Source organism: Yoonia sp. (assembly GCF_036770585.1).
GTDB lineage: Bacteria > Pseudomonadota > Alphaproteobacteria > Rhodobacterales > Rhodobacteraceae > Yoonia.
This window is the reverse complement of record NZ_DAIPIW010000024.1, coordinates 20394-35255: the sequence shown is the minus strand read 5'-3', so window position 1 is coordinate 35255 and position 14862 is coordinate 20394. Positions and strand designations below refer to the sequence as shown.

At 63.6% G+C, this 14862-nt stretch carries 14 protein-coding genes; 7 read left to right on the top strand and 7 right to left on the bottom strand.

What is annotated here, in order from left to right; translation table 11 throughout:
- From betB to betI, 3 genes are all read right to left on the bottom strand, one after another.
- A partial coding sequence (betB, locus tag V7N12_RS06485) for a betaine-aldehyde dehydrogenase (protein ID WP_333713506.1) occupies positions 1-1363 on the bottom strand: 1363 nt, incomplete at its 3' end.
- Between the two features lie 45 nt (positions 1364-1408).
- Positions 1409-2917, bottom strand: coding sequence for a choline-sulfatase (gene betC / locus V7N12_RS06480; protein WP_333713505.1), 1509 nt, complete (start codon positions 2915-2917; stop codon positions 1409-1411).
- A complete protein-coding gene (gene betI, locus V7N12_RS06475; RefSeq protein ID WP_333713509.1) occupies positions 2914-3498 on the bottom strand; it encodes a choline-binding transcriptional repressor BetI in 585 nt (194 codons plus the stop codon). Before betI ends, betC begins: the two co-directional genes overlap by 4 nt.
- Positions 3499-3579: 81 nt before the next feature.
- Between betI and choX the strand changes: the two genes are divergently transcribed.
- Genes choX through choV form a run of 3 tightly spaced genes read left to right on the top strand, consistent with a single transcriptional unit; the run spans position 3580 to position 6409 of the window.
- Entirely contained in the window at positions 3580-4509 is a 930-nt protein-coding gene (gene choX, locus V7N12_RS06470; protein ID WP_333713503.1) for a choline ABC transporter substrate-binding protein, read from the top strand.
- 53 nt (positions 4510-4562) lie between these two features.
- On the top strand, positions 4563-5396 hold the full coding sequence (choW, locus tag V7N12_RS06465) for a choline ABC transporter permease subunit (RefSeq protein ID WP_333713502.1): 834 nt from the start codon (positions 4563-4565) through the stop codon (positions 5394-5396).
- Positions 5393-6409 carry a choline ABC transporter ATP-binding protein gene (choV, locus tag V7N12_RS06460; RefSeq protein WP_333713500.1) on the top strand — a complete coding sequence of 339 codons (1017 nt, stop codon included), beginning with the start codon at positions 5393-5395 and terminating at the stop codon, positions 6407-6409. Before choW ends, choV begins: the two co-directional genes overlap by 4 nt.
- Here choV and V7N12_RS06455 read toward each other — a convergent pair.
- The gene (locus V7N12_RS06455; protein WP_333713498.1) at positions 6406-7308 is read right to left on the bottom strand and encodes a DMT family transporter; all 903 of its coding nucleotides are present in this window, start codon (positions 7306-7308) and stop codon (positions 6406-6408) included. The two genes, choV and V7N12_RS06455, sit on opposite strands and share 4 nt — an antisense overlap.
- 81 nt (positions 7309-7389) lie before the next feature.
- Between V7N12_RS06455 and V7N12_RS06450 the strand changes: the two genes are divergently transcribed.
- From V7N12_RS06450 to V7N12_RS06440, 3 genes are all read left to right on the top strand, one after another.
- Positions 7390-8205, top strand: coding sequence for a TIGR00282 family metallophosphoesterase (locus tag V7N12_RS06450; protein WP_333713496.1), 816 nt, complete (start codon positions 7390-7392; stop codon positions 8203-8205).
- A 78-nt stretch (positions 8206-8283) separates the two neighbouring features.
- Positions 8284-10065: an SLC13 family permease gene (locus V7N12_RS06445; protein ID WP_333713495.1), complete on the top strand. Its 1782-nt coding sequence runs from the start codon at positions 8284-8286 to the stop codon at positions 10063-10065.
- Positions 10066-10135: 70 nt separating this feature from the next.
- Positions 10136-10888: a YebC/PmpR family DNA-binding transcriptional regulator gene (locus V7N12_RS06440; RefSeq protein ID WP_333713494.1), complete on the top strand. Its 753-nt coding sequence runs from the start codon at positions 10136-10138 to the stop codon at positions 10886-10888.
- Between the two features lie 3 nt (positions 10889-10891).
- Here the strand turns inward: V7N12_RS06440 and V7N12_RS06435 are convergent, their stop codons facing one another.
- Positions 10892-11431 carry a 5-formyltetrahydrofolate cyclo-ligase gene (locus tag V7N12_RS06435; protein WP_333713508.1) on the bottom strand — a complete coding sequence of 180 codons (540 nt, stop codon included), beginning with the start codon at positions 11429-11431 and terminating at the stop codon, positions 10892-10894.
- Entirely contained in the window at positions 11431-12804 is a 1374-nt protein-coding gene (mgtE, locus tag V7N12_RS06430) for a magnesium transporter (RefSeq protein ID WP_333713492.1), read from the bottom strand. Before mgtE ends, V7N12_RS06435 begins: the two co-directional genes overlap by 1 nt.
- A gap of 98 nt (positions 12805-12902) precedes the next feature.
- Here mgtE and guaD point away from each other — a divergent pair, with 98 nt between their 5' ends.
- Positions 12903-14192, top strand: coding sequence for a guanine deaminase (gene guaD / locus V7N12_RS06425; protein ID WP_333713490.1), 1290 nt, complete (start codon positions 12903-12905; stop codon positions 14190-14192).
- On the opposite strand, the gene V7N12_RS06420 is transcribed toward guaD, so the two are convergent.
- Entirely contained in the window at positions 14189-14683 is a 495-nt protein-coding gene (locus V7N12_RS06420) for a CAP domain-containing protein (protein WP_333713489.1), read from the bottom strand. The two genes, guaD and V7N12_RS06420, sit on opposite strands and share 4 nt — an antisense overlap.
- Between the last annotated feature and the right edge of the window lie 179 nt (positions 14684-14862).

The following is a 14862-nucleotide window of genomic DNA, read 5'->3' as shown; positions in this document are numbered from 1 at the left end:
CCACGCCGGACAGCTTCGAGCCGCCGAAGGGTGCCTCGACCGGCGCGTCGTTGTAAGTGTTGATATAGCAGGTGCCCGCCTCAAACCCTGCCACCATGCGGTGCGCGCGCGACAGATCGCGCGTGAACACGCCAGCCGACAGGCCGAACTCTGTGTCATTGGCGCGGGCGAGAACCTCTTCCTCGGTGTCGAAATCGAAAACCGACATGACGGGGCCGAAGATTTCCTCGCGCGCGATGGTCATATCGTCGGTGACATCGGCAAAGACGGTGGGTTCAAGGAAGAAGCCGGGGCGGTCGGGGCGCTTGCCACCGCAGACAAGGCGCGCGCCTTCGGCGATGCCTTTGGCGATGTAGCCTTCGACAATGCCAAGCTGCCGCTCGGACACCATCGGGCCGTAGTTGACATGCGGGTCCTGCGGGTCGCCCATCCTGACGCCTTGAAGGCGTTCGGAAAGGCGGGCAAGGAAGGCCTCTTTGATACCCTTCTGGACAAAGACGCGCGTGCCGTTCGAGCAGACCTGACCGGAGGAATAGAAATTACCGAGGATTGCGCCCGAAACGGCGTTTTCCAGATCGGCATCGTCGAAGATGACCAGAGGCGATTTGCCCCCCAGTTCCATCGTCACATGGCGGATGCCCGTCGCGGCGGCGGCATAGACCTTGCGGCCCGTCGGCACCGATCCGGTGAGCGAGACCTTGTCGACGCGTGGATCACCGATCAGCGCCGCACCGACCGCGCCGTAGCCTTGGATCACGTTATACACACCGGCGGGCGCCCCCGCTTCGGTCAGGATTTCGGCGACTTTCATGGCGCAAAGCGGTGTGGTTTCCGAAGGTTTGAAGACCATCGTATTGCCGCAAGCCAGCGCCGGCGCACCTTTCCAGCAAGCGATCTGCGTGGGGTAGTTCCACGCGCCGATCCCGACGCAAAGGCCGATGGGTTCGCGACGGGTATAGACGAAATTTTCGCCCAACTGGATATGCTCGCCCGTGATCGCAGCGGCGAGGCCGCCGAAATATTCGAAACTGTCCGCGCCCGAGGTTGCATCGGCGACGGATGTTTCCTGATAAGGCTTGCCGGTGTCGTAGGTTTCCAGCACCGACAGGTCGTGGTTGCGCGCGCGCATGATATCGGCGGCGCGGCGCAGGATGCGCCCGCGCTCGGTGCCGGTCATCGCGGCCCAGACCTTTTTGGCGGCATGGGCCGATGCCAGCGCCCGTTCGATGATGGCGGGCGTGGCGGAATGGACCGTCGCGATCACCTCGCCCGTGGCGGGGTAGATGACGGGGATGACCTCGCCCGTTGTGTCTTCGACGTATTGGCCGTTGATGAAATGGCTGGCGGTGGGTTGGGTCTGCATCGTCGGGAGCCTCCGGCGGGAGTTTCGTGGGAGAAAGAAGTCGGGTTATTCGCCACGCGGGAAGCGTTGGCTTTCTTCGAGGATATTGAGGTCCATGTGGTTGCGCATGTAACGTTCCGAGGCCTTTTGCAGCGGCTGGTAGTCCCATGGGTAGTAGGCGCCGTTGCGCAACGCTTCGTAGACGACCCAGCGGCAGGCTTGGGACTGGCGCACGGCGGCGTCGAAAGCGCCGAGGTCCCAGCGGGCCTCGGATTCGGCGCGCAACCGGGCGCGCGTGCCCTGATGCGCGGGATCATCGGCAAGGTTGGTCAGCTCATGCGGGTCAGCGTCGAGATCGAAAAGCTGGTCGGGATCGAGCGCGCAGCGGGTGTATTTCCATTTGCCATCGCGCAGGCAGACCAAGGGCGCAAAGCTGCCTTCGGCGGCGTATTCCATCGCGACCGGTGTGTCACGGCGGCCGCCCTGCCCCAGATGCACCAGGCTTTCGCCGGTGGTCCAGGGGGCGACCTCGGACATATCGATGCCCGCCAGATCGCAGAGCGTCGGTGTGACGTCGATCGTGCTGACGGGGGTCTCGACCGGACCCGGTGTCATGTCCGGACTGGCGATCATCAGCGGCACGCGGGATGAGCCTTCGAGAAAGGACATCTTGAACCACATCCCCCGCTCGCCCAGCATGTCGCCGTGGTCCGAGACGAAGAGGATCGTGGCCTCCTGGCGCGTGTCCTCCAGCGTTTGCAGCACCTCGCCCACCTTGTCGTCGAGGTATGAGATATTGGCGAAATAGGCGCGGCGGGCGCGCTGGATGTGATCATCGGTGATCGTGAAGTTGTCGCGGTCATTGGCGTCGAGGATGCGGCGGGAATGGGCGTCCTGATCATCGTAGGGGATCGGACCCACTTCGGGCTTCAGATGCGCACAATCCTCGTAGAGGTCCCAGTATTTCTTGCGCGCGACGTATGGGTCATGCGGATGGGTGAAGCTGACGGTCAGGCACCATGGCCGCGCGTCATGCCCGCGTGCAAGATCAAAGAGCTTGGCGCGCGCGTGGTAGGCGACCTCGTCGTCATATTCCATCTGGTTGGTGATCTCGGCCACGCCTGCGCCCGTCACGGACCCCATGTTGTGATACCACCAGTCGATCCGCTCGCCCGGTTTGCGGTAGTCGGGGGTCCAGCCGAAATCGGCGGGGTAGATATCGGTGGTCAGCCGTTCCTCGAACCCGTGCATCTGGTCGGGGCCGACGAAATGCATCTTGCCCGAAAGACAGGTCTGGTAGCCCGCGCGCCGCAGGTGGTGGGCGTAGGTCGGGATGGTGGAGGAAAACTCGGCCGCGTTGTCGTAGACGCCGGTGCGCGAGGGCAGAAGGCCCGACATGAACGAGGCCCGCCCGGGCGCGCAAAGCGGCGATGCGGTATAGGTATGGACAAAGCGGGTCGAGCGCGCCGCCAGTTTCCTCAGGTGCGGCGTGTGCAGCCAATCGGCCGGACCGTCGGGAAAGAACGTTCCGTTCAACTGGTCCACCATGATGATCAGGATATTGGGTTTGCTCATTGTGGCCGCCCTTCGAGTTCCATTGCCAGAAGCGACAGAACCTGCCGCCCCGCCGATCCATCCTCGGCATCCACCTTGGTCAGCGCCTGACGCAGATAGAGACCGTCGATCATGCCCGCGATCCGCTCTGCCGCTGCGGGTGCCCGCGCGCCGACAAGGGGGCGCAGGTCGTGCAGCAGATTGCTGTGCAAGCGGCGTTGGTAGACCGTCAGAAGCCGGTGCGCCTGTGACGAGGTCTGGGCGAGGACATAGAAATTCAACCAGGCCGCGATCACGGCAGGCTGGAAATTCGACCAGCCGAAGCTGGCGTGGATGATCGCCTCTAGTCGGGCCTTGTGTCCCTTGACCCCGTGCAGCTCGCGGCGGACCTCGCCTGCGTAGACCGTCAGCGTATGCCGCATCGCCGCGAGAAAGATCTGATCCTTCCCGCCAAAGTAGTGATGCGCCAGCGCCGAGGACATGCCGGCGCGCTTGGCGATATTGCTGACCGTCACATCCAAGTTGCCAACGGCCCCGATTTCATCAATCGTAGCCTTCACGAGGGCTGCGCGACGGATGGGTTCCATGCCGACTTTGGGCATCATGAAATCCTTTCGGTTGACGCAGGCCAGTTAAATTGTTCTTTATTGACTCGTCAATCAAGAAAAACCAGGGAGACCCGAATGAAACTGAAGTCATCTTTGTCTGTGCTGGCGATTGTCGCCGCCGCACCTGCCTTTGCGGATTGCGACACCATCACTTTCTCGGATGTGGGCTGGACCGATATCACCGCGACCACAGCGGCCACGACCGTCGTGCTCGAGGCATTGGGCTATGAGACCGACATCAAGCTTCTGTCCGTGCCCGTGACCTATATCTCGCTGGCCGAAGGCGACGTCGATGTTTTCCTGGGCAACTGGATGCCCACGATGGAGGCCGATATCGCCCCCTACCGCGAGGCGGGCACCGTTGACACCGTGCGCGCCAACCTTGAAGGCGCGAAATACACGCTGGCCACAAATACGGCGGGTGCCGCGCTGGGTATCGGGACCTTCGCCGATCTTGCGGCCAATGCCGGGGCACTTGGCGGAAGGATCTACGGCATCGAACCCGGCAATGACGGCAACCGTCTGATCATCGACATGATCGCGGCGGATGCCTTCGGACTGGGTGCTGCCGGTTTTCAGGTTGTCGAAAGTTCCGAACAGGGGATGCTGGCGCAGGTGGACCGCGCGACGGGCCGGGACGAGCCGATCGTCTTTCTCGGCTGGGAACCGCATCCGATGAACGCCAACTTCGACATGACCTATCTTGAGGGTGGCGACGACTGGTTCGGGCCGGACCTTGGCGGCGCGACCGTGTTCACCAATACCAGCGCCGGTTTTGTCGATGCCTGCCCGAACGTGGGCGCGCTGCTGACCAACCTCGAATTCTCGCTGGCGATGGAGAACGAGATCATGGGCGCGATCCTGAATGACGGTCAGGACCCCGCCGATGCCGCCACCGCTTGGCTGAGCGCCAATCCCGATGCCTTCACCGCATGGCTGGATGGCGTGACCACCCGGGATGGTGGTGATGCGGTTGAAGCCGTGAAGGCCTCGCTGGGCCTGTAACCAAAAGGTGACGGGGCTGAAAGGTCCCGTCCCTTTCGCAAGAGAGGGGCCGCATGGACTGGCTGACCGAGAACAAGATCCCCATCGGGGCCTGGGCGAAATCGATTTTCGACTGGATGAACGCCAATTTGGGCTTTTTCTTCGACTGGCTGTCGGACGTGATGGAAGGGCTGATTGATGGGATCCTCTGGATCCTCGAAACGCCCCATCCGCTGATCGTGATCGCGGCCTTCGCCGCCCTGACATGGGTGCTGCAGCGCACCTGGAAAACCCCGCTTTTCGTGGTGCTTGGTTTTCTGTTCATTCTCAATCAGGGCTATTGGGACGAGACGCTGGAATCGCTGACGCTGGTGCTGTCGGCCTGTGTGGTCTGCATGGGGTTGGGCGTGCCGATCGGGATCGCGGCTGCGCACCGCCCGCGCCTTTACCGCGCGATGGTGCCGGTGCTGGACCTGATGCAGACGCTGCCGACCTTCGTTTACCTGATCCCTGCCATCGTCTTTTTCGGCATCGGCATGGTGCCGGGCCTGATCGCGACGGTGATATTCGTCCTGCCCGCGCCGATCCGGCTGACGCATCTGGGTGTCTCTTCCACCCCCAAGGCGCTGCTGGAAGCGGCCGAGGCTTTCGGCGCCACCAAGCGGCAAGTCCTGTTCAAGGTCGAACTGCCCAGCGCCCTGCCGCAGATCATGACGGGGCTGAACCAGACCATCATGCTGTCACTGTCGATGGTGGTGATCGCCGCACTTGTCGGGGCCAGCGGGCTGGGCGTGCCGGTGATCCGCGCGCTGAATTCGGTCAATACCTCGCTGGGGTTTGAAAGCGGAATTGTCATCGTGGTTGTCGCCATCATGCTCGACCGGATGCTGCGGGTGAGGCAGAAATGAACGCGGTTGAATTCGACAACGTCTCGATTGTTTTCGGCAACAAGCCGCAGACCGCCCTGCCGCTGATGGATGAAGGGCTGGAGCGGCCCGAGATCCGCGAGAGGACGGGGCAGATCCTTGGGGTGCACAACTGCTCGCTGAATGTGAAGGCGGGCGAGATTCTGGTGCTGATGGGGCTGTCGGGGTCGGGGAAATCGACGCTGCTGCGGGCGGTCAACGGGCTGAACCCCGTGATCCGCGGGGCGGTGCGGATCAATGACGGCGAACACGCGACCGATGTGGTGACCTGTTCGGCAAGCGACCTGCGACGGGTGCGGCGCGAAAGCGTTTCCATGGTGTTTCAGCAATTCGGCCTGCTGCCATGGCGGACCGTGCGCGACAATGTCGGCCTCGGGCTGGAACTGGCGGGAATGGAGACACAGGCCCGCCTTGCCCGTGTCGATCAGGAACTGGACATGGTGGGCCTTGCCGACCGCGCCGATGCGCTGGTGGGTGAATTGTCGGGCGGGATGCAGCAGCGTGTCGGGCTGGCCCGCGCCTTCGCCACCGATGCGCCGATCCTGCTGATGGACGAGCCGTTTTCGGCCCTCGACCCGCTGATCCGGACACGGTTGCAGGATGAACTGCTCGATCTGCAAAAGCAGCGCGGGCGGACGATCATCTTCGTCAGCCACGATCTGGACGAGGCTTTCAAGATCGGCAACCGCATTGCGATCATGGAAGGCGGGCGCATCGTGCAGTGTGGCACCCCGCGTGAGATTTTCACCAATCCGGCGAATGACTACGTGGCGGATTTCGTGGCCCACATGAACCCGCTGGGTGTGCTGACCGCGCGCGATGTGATGGTCGCGGGCGCGGGCGACGGCCCCGCGGTCGATGCCGAAACCCCCGTGCAAGAGATCATGCAGCGGCTGAACGGTCAGGCCCTGCAAGTCACCGAGAACGGGCAGACCATCGGACAGGTCACGCAGGCCTCGGTCCTTGCGCGGCTTGCGCCTGCGACAGAAAGCTAGACCTTCGCCTCGTTCACGGCGGGCGTCACCCTGCGGCGCGCCAGCGCCTCGCGCCATGTGATGAACGTGACCGAGGCCATGATCACAGCACCACCGAAGACGACCCAAGCGTCCACGGCCTCGCCAAAGACGACCGCGCCAAGCGTCACCGCCCAGACCAGTTGCAGGAAGGTCACGGGCTGGGTCACGGTCAGTGGTGCTGCGGCAAAGGCCAGCGTCATGGTGTAATGCCCCGCCGTCGCAAAGCAGGCGACAAGGAAGAGCCAGCCCAGTTGCCCCATCGTCGGCGTCACCCAGACGGCATAGGCGAAGGGCGCAAGGCCGATGGTGACGGTGATCGACAGCATCCCCACCACGACGGCGGCAGAAAGCTCGCCCGACAATTGCTTGGCGATCAGATAGCCCACGGCAAAGAACACGGCGGTGCCCAGCATCGCGATATGCCCCGTCTCGATCTCGCGCAGGCCGGGGCGCAGGATGATGATGGCGCCGATCAGGGCGACGATCACCGCCGCAAGGCGACGCGGCGGCAGGCGTTCGCCAAGAAACAGCGCCGCACCCAGCGAGACATAGACCGGCGTGAGATAGTTCATCGCCGTTACCTCGGCGATGGAGATGCGCGCCATGGCGAAGAACCACAAGATCACGGCAAAGCTGTGCACAAGGCCACGAATGCCAAAGAGCCGCAATTGCCGGCGCGTCAGCCGCGCGGACAGGATCGGCCGGATCATCGGGATCAGGAACACCAGCCCCAGCACATAGCGCAGAAAGGCCGCCTGTGCTGCCGGAACGGCGTCGCCGACGTGCTTGACCACCGCCGTGACACCGACAAACATCAGCCCGGTCACGATCATCCAGAAGACACCCCAGACGGGCTTTGATTGTTTTTGCGGCTCCATGCCCCTTGCTGGCACCGCGCCTGGCTGGGTGCAACATGAATTCACTGGAAGCCGCCCGCATCAGGCCGTAACACAGGGGGCATGAAGATACTTTTTCTCGGCGACGTGATGGGCCGCGCGGGGCGGACGGCGGTCACCACCCACCTGCCCCGGCTGCGGCAGGACTGGAAACTCGATTTCGTCGTCGTCAACGGCGAGAACGCGACCGGCGGCATGGGGCTGTCCGAGCCACATGCACAGCTTTTGCTGGATGCGGGGGCGGATGTGGTCACATTGGGCGACCATGCCTTCGACCAGAAGGACATGCTGGGGTTCATTGCCCGCGAACAACGCCTTATCCGCCCGCTCAACTACGCCAAGGTCGCCCCCGGGGTCGGCGCGCGCGTCTTTGACGCGCCGCAGGGGCGCAAGGTGCTGGTGGCGCAGGTGCTGGGGCAGGTTTTCATGAAACGCGCCTTCGACGATCCTTTCTCGGCCCTCGACGCCGTCCTGCGCCAGTATCCGATGGGCGGACAGGTCGCGGCCAGCCTGATCGACATGCATTGCGAGGCGACATCGGAAAAGATGGCGATGGGCCATTTCTGTGACGGGCGGGCCAGCATCGTCGTCGGCACCCATACCCATGTGCCCACGGGCGACGCGATGATCCTGCCCGGTGGAACCGCCTATCTGACCGATGCGGGCATGTGCGGGGATTACAACTCGGTCATCGGGATGGACAAGGCCGAACCGCTGCGCCGGTTCATCACCGGCATGCCGAAAGAGCGCTTCACCCCCGCCGCCGATGAGGCGACCCTCTCCGGTCTCTATGTCGAGACCGACAACCTGACCGGCAAGGCCACGCGGATCGCCATGGTCCGGCAGGGCGGGCGATTGCAGCAGGCAGGCCCTGATTGAGCACCCTTTGCCGCCGATCATTCCGTCTTCGCGGCTGCCGGCTTGCCCGTCTTGCCCTGACAATGGACAATGTCGCTTATGGATAACCTCATCACACTGACGCAGGCACAAGCGGCCTTTCTGACGATGGCCGTCGTCGTCGGCATGTTCGCGATGTTCCTGCGCGAAAGCTATCCGACCGAGGTCGTCGCGATGGGCGGCCTGTCGATCCTGCTTGTCACGGGCGTGCTGCCCTATCAGGACGCCGTCACGGTGCTGTCGAACCCCGCCCCCTGGACCATCGCCGCCATGTTCATCATCGTCGGCGCCCTTGTCCGCACCGGCGCGCTGAACGCCATGACCCAGATCGCCGAGCGGCAGGCCAAGGTCTCGCCCGCCCGCGCCATCGCCGGTGGGTTGCTGTTCGTGGCCCTTGCCAGCGCCATCATGAACAACACGCCGCTGGTCGTGGTGATGATCCCGGTCTTTGTGCAACTGGCGCGCACATTGGGCACCTCGGCGTCGAAACTGCTGATCCCGCTCAGCTATGCGGCCATTGTCGGCGGCACGATGACGCTGCTGGGAACCTCGACCAACCTGCTGGTGGATGGTGTCGCGCGGGCCTCGGGGATGGCGCCTTTCGGCATACTCGAGATTTTGCCGGTCGGGATCGTCGTGGTCACATGGACCTTTGCTTATCTCTATTTCATGGGCCCGCGCCTGTTGCCCGACCGTCAGAGCATGGCGACGATGCTGTCGGACCGGTCAAAGAAGAAGTTCTTTTCCGAGGCGATCATCCCCCCCGACAGCAACCTGATCGGGCGCGAGGTCACGGATGTGCAGCTTTTCAAACGCGACGGTGTGCGCCTGATCGACGTGGTGCGCGGCGACCGGTCGCTGCGGCGGAACCTCAAAGAGGTGACGCTGGAAGTGGGCGACCGCGTGGTGCTGCGCACCGAGATGACCGAGCTTCTGTCGCTGCAGAAGAACAAGGAACTGCGCCGCGTGGATCAGCTTTCGGCGGTCGAGACCAAGACCGTCGAAGTGCTGATCACCCCCAACTGCAAGATGGTCGGGCGGCGCATGGGCACGATGCGGCTGCGGCGGCGCTATGCGGTCTATCCGCTGGCGGTGCACCGGCGGGATGCCAATATCAGCCAGCAGATCGACGATATCGTCATTCGCGTGGGCGATACGATCCTGCTGGAGGGCGCGCCCGAGGATATCCAGCGTCTTGCCGAGGACATGAACCTCGGCGATGTCTCGGAAGCCTCGCAGCGGGCCTATCGGCGCGAGCGTGCACCGGTGGCCATCGGCGCCCTTTTGGCGATTGTCGTTCTTGCCGCACTGGGCGTCGCCCCGATCCTGCTGCTAGCGATGCTTGGCGTCACGCTGGTGCTGGTCACGCGCTGCATCGACGCGGACGAGGCGTTTTCCTTTGTCGATGGCCGCCTTCTGGCGCTGATCTTCGCGATGCTCGGGGTCGGGTCGGCGCTGGAATCGTCGGGCGCGGTTGCGATGATCGCCAATGCGCTGTCACCGGTGATGATGGTGCTGCCGCCGTTTCTGGTCGTGCTGGTTGTCTACTCGCTGGCAAGTTTCCTGACCGAAGTGGTGTCGAACAATGCGGTGGCGGTGGTGATGACGCCGATTGCCATCGGTCTGGCCAGCGCCCTGGGCGTTGATCCGCGCCCTCTGGTCGTGGCGGTCATGATCGCGGCCAGCGCCAGTTTCGCAACCCCCATCGGGTATCAGACCAACACGCTGGTCTATGGGCCCGGCGGCTACAAGTTCACCGATTTCCTGAAGTTCGGGATTCCTCTGAACGTGACGCTTGCACCGATCGTGTCCTTCTTCATCCCCTTCATCTGGCCGCTTTAGGCGGGGTTGCGGGGGAGGCGCGGGATGCCCTATAGAGACGCAAATTTCCGTATGCATGATGAGGGTTTTCATGGCCGGCCACTCGAAATGGGCGAATATCCAGCACCGCAAGGGGCGGCAGGACAAACTGCGCTCGAAGCTGTTTTCGAAACTGTCCAAGGAAATCACCGTGGCCGCCAAGATGGGCGACCCCGATCCCGACAAGAACCCGCGCCTGCGGCTGGCCGTGAAAGAGGCCAAGGCAAGCTCGATGCCGAAAGACGTGATCGAGCGCGCGATCAAGAAGTCGCAAGGCGGCGATGCCGATACCTATGAGGAAATCCGCTACGAAGGCTACGGCCCCGGCGGTGTCGCCGTCATCGTCGAGGCGATGACAGACAACCGCAACCGCACCGCATCCACCGTGCGCTCGACGTTTTCCAAATACGGCGGGAACCTGGGCGAGACGGGGTCCGTCGGCTTCATGTTCGACCGCAAGGGCGAGGTGGTCTATCCCGCTTCGGCGGGTGACGCCGACACCGTGATGATGGCGGCGATCGAGGCGGGCGCGGAAGACGTCCAGTCGGACGAGGAAAGCCATGTGATCTTCTGTGCGGACACCGATCTGAACGAGGTGGCGACCGCATTGGAAGAGACTTTGGGCGAATCCCTCTCGACCAAGCTGATCTGGAAACCCAACATCGCGACAGAGGTGGATGGCGAGGGTCTGACCAAGCTGATGAAGCTGCTCGATACGCTGGAAGAAGACGACGACGTGCAGCGCGTGACCGCCAATTTTGAGGCCTCGGACGAGGTGATGGCGGCCTTCGCGGAAGCGGAGTAAAGATCAGGGCGTGATGATGCCCTGTTCCGTCACGATCAGATCAAGCGGCTGGTCGGTCGGCTCGAGCGGCAGATCAGGGTCTTCCTGCGCGGCATAGGCGAAACCGATGGCCATGGTGGGTTGCGCGGCGCGCAACTGTTCCAGCGTCCGGTCATAGAAGCCCCCGCCATAACCAAGCCGCCCGCCCGCACGGGTGAAGGCCACCAGCGGCACGATCAGGATCTGCGGGACCATCCAGTCGCCGCTTTCGGGGATCCTGGCCCCGAATGCGCCCTCGATCAGGGCACAGTCCGGTTCCCAAAGCCGAAACCTCAGCGGGGTTGCCCGCGCCATGATGATCGGCACGCCCACCGGACCGTGGGCCGCGGCCTCTGCCATGGCGGGCAGCGGGTCGATTTCGGTCCGCATCGGCATATAGCCCGCCAAAGGCACACCGCGATATCCGGCGAGCACCTCGCTCAGATAGCCAGCCGTCGCCGCATCCGGGCGATGCGCGGCCTTGCGGCGGATGAAGGCGGCCTCTCGTGCGGCGGATTTGTCCATCACAGCAGGATCAGACTGGCAAGGCCCAGAAAGGCGAAAAAGCCCACGACATCCGTGACAGTGGTCACGAAGGTGCCCGAGGCCAGCGCAGGGTCGAAGCCCAGTTTTTCCAGCAGAACCGGAATGCCCGCGCCAGAGAGGCCCGCAATGACAAGGTTGATCACCATCGCCACCGCAATGACCAGCCCCAACAAGGGCGCGCCGAACCAGACCATACCCACGGCCCCCATGATCACGGCAAAGATCACGCCGTTGATCAGTCCGACCAGCACCTCGCGCCGGATCACCCGCCAGACGTTCGCGGTGGTCAGGTCACGGGTGGCAAGGGCCCGCACCGCAACGGTCAGCGACTGGGTGCCCGCATTGCCCCCCATGGACGCCACGATCGGCATCAGAACGGCAAGCGCCACCAGTCCCGCGATCGTCTCTTCGAAGATCGCGATGACAAGCGAGGCGAGAATCGCCGTAAAGAGATTGACCGTCAGCCAGGGCACGCGCTGTCGGCTGGTTTCAAGCACGCTGTCCGAGAGGCTGCCTTCACCGACACCGGCAAGGCGCAACAGGTCCTCTTCGTGTTCCTCGTCCAGAAACATCATCGCGTCGTCGATGGTGATGACCCCGACCACGCGGTCGTCGCTGTCGACAACGGGTGCCGTGATCATGTGATAGTGGTTGATGGCCTGCGCCACCTCTTCCACGTCCTGTTCGACATGGAAGGTGCGGAAGCTGTCCTCGGTCAGGTCTTTCAGCGGCGTCGCGCGCGGATGGCTGAGGACCCGGCCCAAAGAGACATAGCCCACGGCCTTCAGACGCGGATCGACAAGGATGATGTGGTAGAACTGGTCCGGCAGAACCACGTCAGAGCGCAAATAGTCGATCGTCTCGCCCACGGTCCAGTGTTCCGGCGCGCGGACCAGTTCGGACTGCATGTGGCGCCCGGCGGATTCCTCGGGGTAGGTCAGCGCCTGTTCGATGACCACGCGGTCGCTGGCATCCAGCGCCTGCAGCACCGCGGACTGCTGTTCCTCGTCCAGGTATTCGACCAGATCGACCACATCGTCGCTGTCGAGATCGCGCACGGCCTCGGCCAGTTCGGCGGGGTTAAGCTGCTCGATCACCTCTTCGCGCAAGGATTCGGTCAGTTCCGACAGGATTTCGCCGTCCAGATTGCCCGGCCATGCGGTCAGCAGGTCGCGGCGTTCGCGCGCGTCGATCTGTTCCAGCAGGTGCGCGATATCGGCCGCGTGGCGATCGTCGAGAAGCGCCGACAGGGTCGCGCCGTCACCGGCCTCGACCGCCGCGCGGACATCGGCCAAAAGCCGCTCGTTCACGCCCCAGGCTTCGTCTTCGGTTTCAAGTGGTTCTTCGGTCATGATCGCCCCTGTTCGCCCTTGCAGCATACGCATCTGCCCCGTGCAGACAACGCCATTCGGCGATTTACCCCGGCCAGCGCCACCCATATGCTGCGGGCATGACAAAGCGATTACTTCTGGGGCAGACGCTGGGTTTTTCCGGCAATCCCTTCACCGATGACTGGGCGGATGCGGTTGCCTTCGACTCTGGCGGCGGGGTGCTGATCGCGGGTGACCGCATCGCAGAGGTCGGACATGCTGCGGCCTTGCGGGCGGCCCATCCGGACGCCGAGGTCACGGACTACGGCGATGCCCTGATCTCGGCGGGGTTCGTCGATGCGCATATGCATTATCCCCAGACGGCGATGATCGCGAGCTGGGGAAAACAGCTGATCGACTGGCTGAACACCTATACCTTCCCCGAAGAAGCGCGTTTCGCTGACAAGGCCTATGCCGACCGGATCGCAGGCCGGACGCTGGATCTGGCGCTGGCGCATGGCACCACGACGCTGGCCAGCTTTTGCACGATCCACCACGAAAGCGTGGATGCCTTCTTCGAGGCGGCGGCGCAGCGCAATATGGCGGTGATCGCAGGCAAGACCTGCATGGACCGCAACGCGCCCGACAATTTGCGCGACACGGCGCAATCGGCCTATGACGACAGCAAGGCCCTGCTTGAGAAATGGCACGGGGTCGGACGGGCCTCTTACGCGATCACGCCACGGTTTTCGCCCACATCGACGCCCGACCAACTGGCGGCCCTGGGCGCGCTTTGGGCCGAATATCCCGATTGCCTGATGCAGACCCATCTGTCCGAGCAACTGCCCGAGATCGCATGGATGCGCGACCTGTTCCCGCAGGCGCGGGATTATCTTGATACCTACGAGGCCTTCGGCCTCTTGGGACCGAACGGCCTTTACGGCCACGCGATCCATCTGGACCCGCGCGAGATCGACCGGCTGGCCGAGGTGGGAGCCGCCGTGGTGCATTGCCCGACCTCCAACCTGTTCATCGGGTCGGGGCTGTTCGATGCGGCGGGATTGGCCCAGCGCGGGATTGCAACCGGACTGGCCACGGATACCGGCGGGGGATCGTCCTTTTCCATGCTGCGCACCATGGCGACGGCCTATGAGGTAGCACAGCTACGCGGCGTCGCGCTGCATCCCTCGCAACTGATCTGGCTGGCCACCGAAGGGTCAGCCGCGGCGCTGAAGATGCGACGGCAGATCGGACATCTGGGGGTCGGGGCGATGGCGGATATCACGGTGCTGGACCTTGCCTCGACACCGGCGATCGCGCAACGGGCGGAGCGCGCGATGGATATCTGGGATGCGCTGTTTCCCACCATCATGATGGGCGATGACCGCGCGATCAGGGATGTCTGGATCGCGGGCCGTCGCGCCGGCTAGCAGCCGTTCGAGAACATCATCACCCAGACGTCGCCGGACCGGCCCAGCCCGTATTCCGTCATGCCACGGCCCAACATGTTGCGCCGGTGCCCGGGCGAGTTCTTCCATGACGTCAGAACCGCGATTTCGTCTTTCTGGCCCCGCGCGATATTCTCGGACACGGACCGCACGTTGCATCCGGCCGAGCGCGCGCGGGCGATCAGCCCGGTCCCGTTCGGCCCGCCGTTCGAACGGTGCGAAAAGTAGTTGCGCCGGTTCATATCCTCGGCATGGGCCTGTGCGGCGCGGGTCAGCACGGTGCTTTGCCGCACGGCGGCGATCCCGTTCTCGGCACGAAAGCCATTGAGCCGCGTGGTGAAGCTGTTGGTCGACCGGACCGCCATCGTCGATGAGGGGCCCATGGTCGCAGCGGCGCTGACGTTCATGGGACCGGCGATGATCAGGCATCCGGACAGGCTGAAACAAAGGGCTATGGCAAGCAGGATCTTCATGTCTGGGCTTTCTTGCTCTTCGGCCTGCCAATATCCCGGCCAATGTGGCCACAGTTTGACCTATCGGTGGCCGTTGGCGTGTTTCCGCGCAAGGCTGTTCGGGACAGACGTAGGGCAGCCCGGATCAAAGGAAACGATCCGGCCCTCGGCCATGATCCACCGACCTGCGAGGAACGGAC

Bases quoted from the DNA above. Each gene is read 5' to 3' on its own strand.
- V7N12_RS06450 (WP_333713496.1), top strand. From the start codon at position 7,390: ATGAAGATACTTTTTCTCGGCGACGTGATGGGCCGCGCGGGGCGGACG.
- mgtE (WP_333713492.1), bottom strand. From the start codon at position 12,804: ATGACCGAAGAACCACTTGAAACCGAAGACGAAGCCTGGGGCGTGAAC.
- V7N12_RS06455 (WP_333713498.1), bottom strand. From the start codon at position 7,308: ATGGAGCCGCAAAAACAATCAAAGCCCGTCTGGGGTGTCTTCTGGATG.
- V7N12_RS06440 (WP_333713494.1), top strand. From the start codon at position 10,136: ATGGCCGGCCACTCGAAATGGGCGAATATCCAGCACCGCAAGGGGCGG.
- V7N12_RS06435 (WP_333713508.1), bottom strand. From the start codon at position 11,431: ATGGACAAATCCGCCGCACGAGAGGCCGCCTTCATCCGCCGCAAGGCC.
- V7N12_RS06420 (WP_333713489.1), bottom strand. From the start codon at position 14,683: ATGAAGATCCTGCTTGCCATAGCCCTTTGTTTCAGCCTGTCCGGATGC.
- V7N12_RS06445 (WP_333713495.1), top strand. From the start codon at position 8,284: ATGGATAACCTCATCACACTGACGCAGGCACAAGCGGCCTTTCTGACG.
- betC (WP_333713505.1), bottom strand. From the start codon at position 2,917: ATGAGCAAACCCAATATCCTGATCATCATGGTGGACCAGTTGAACGGA.
- betI (WP_333713509.1), bottom strand. From the start codon at position 3,498: ATGCCCAAAGTCGGCATGGAACCCATCCGTCGCGCAGCCCTCGTGAAG.
- choV (WP_333713500.1), top strand. From the start codon at position 5,393: ATGAACGCGGTTGAATTCGACAACGTCTCGATTGTTTTCGGCAACAAG.
- guaD (WP_333713490.1), top strand. From the start codon at position 12,903: ATGACAAAGCGATTACTTCTGGGGCAGACGCTGGGTTTTTCCGGCAAT.
- choW (WP_333713502.1), top strand. From the start codon at position 4,563: ATGGACTGGCTGACCGAGAACAAGATCCCCATCGGGGCCTGGGCGAAA.
- choX (WP_333713503.1), top strand. From the start codon at position 3,580: ATGAAACTGAAGTCATCTTTGTCTGTGCTGGCGATTGTCGCCGCCGCA.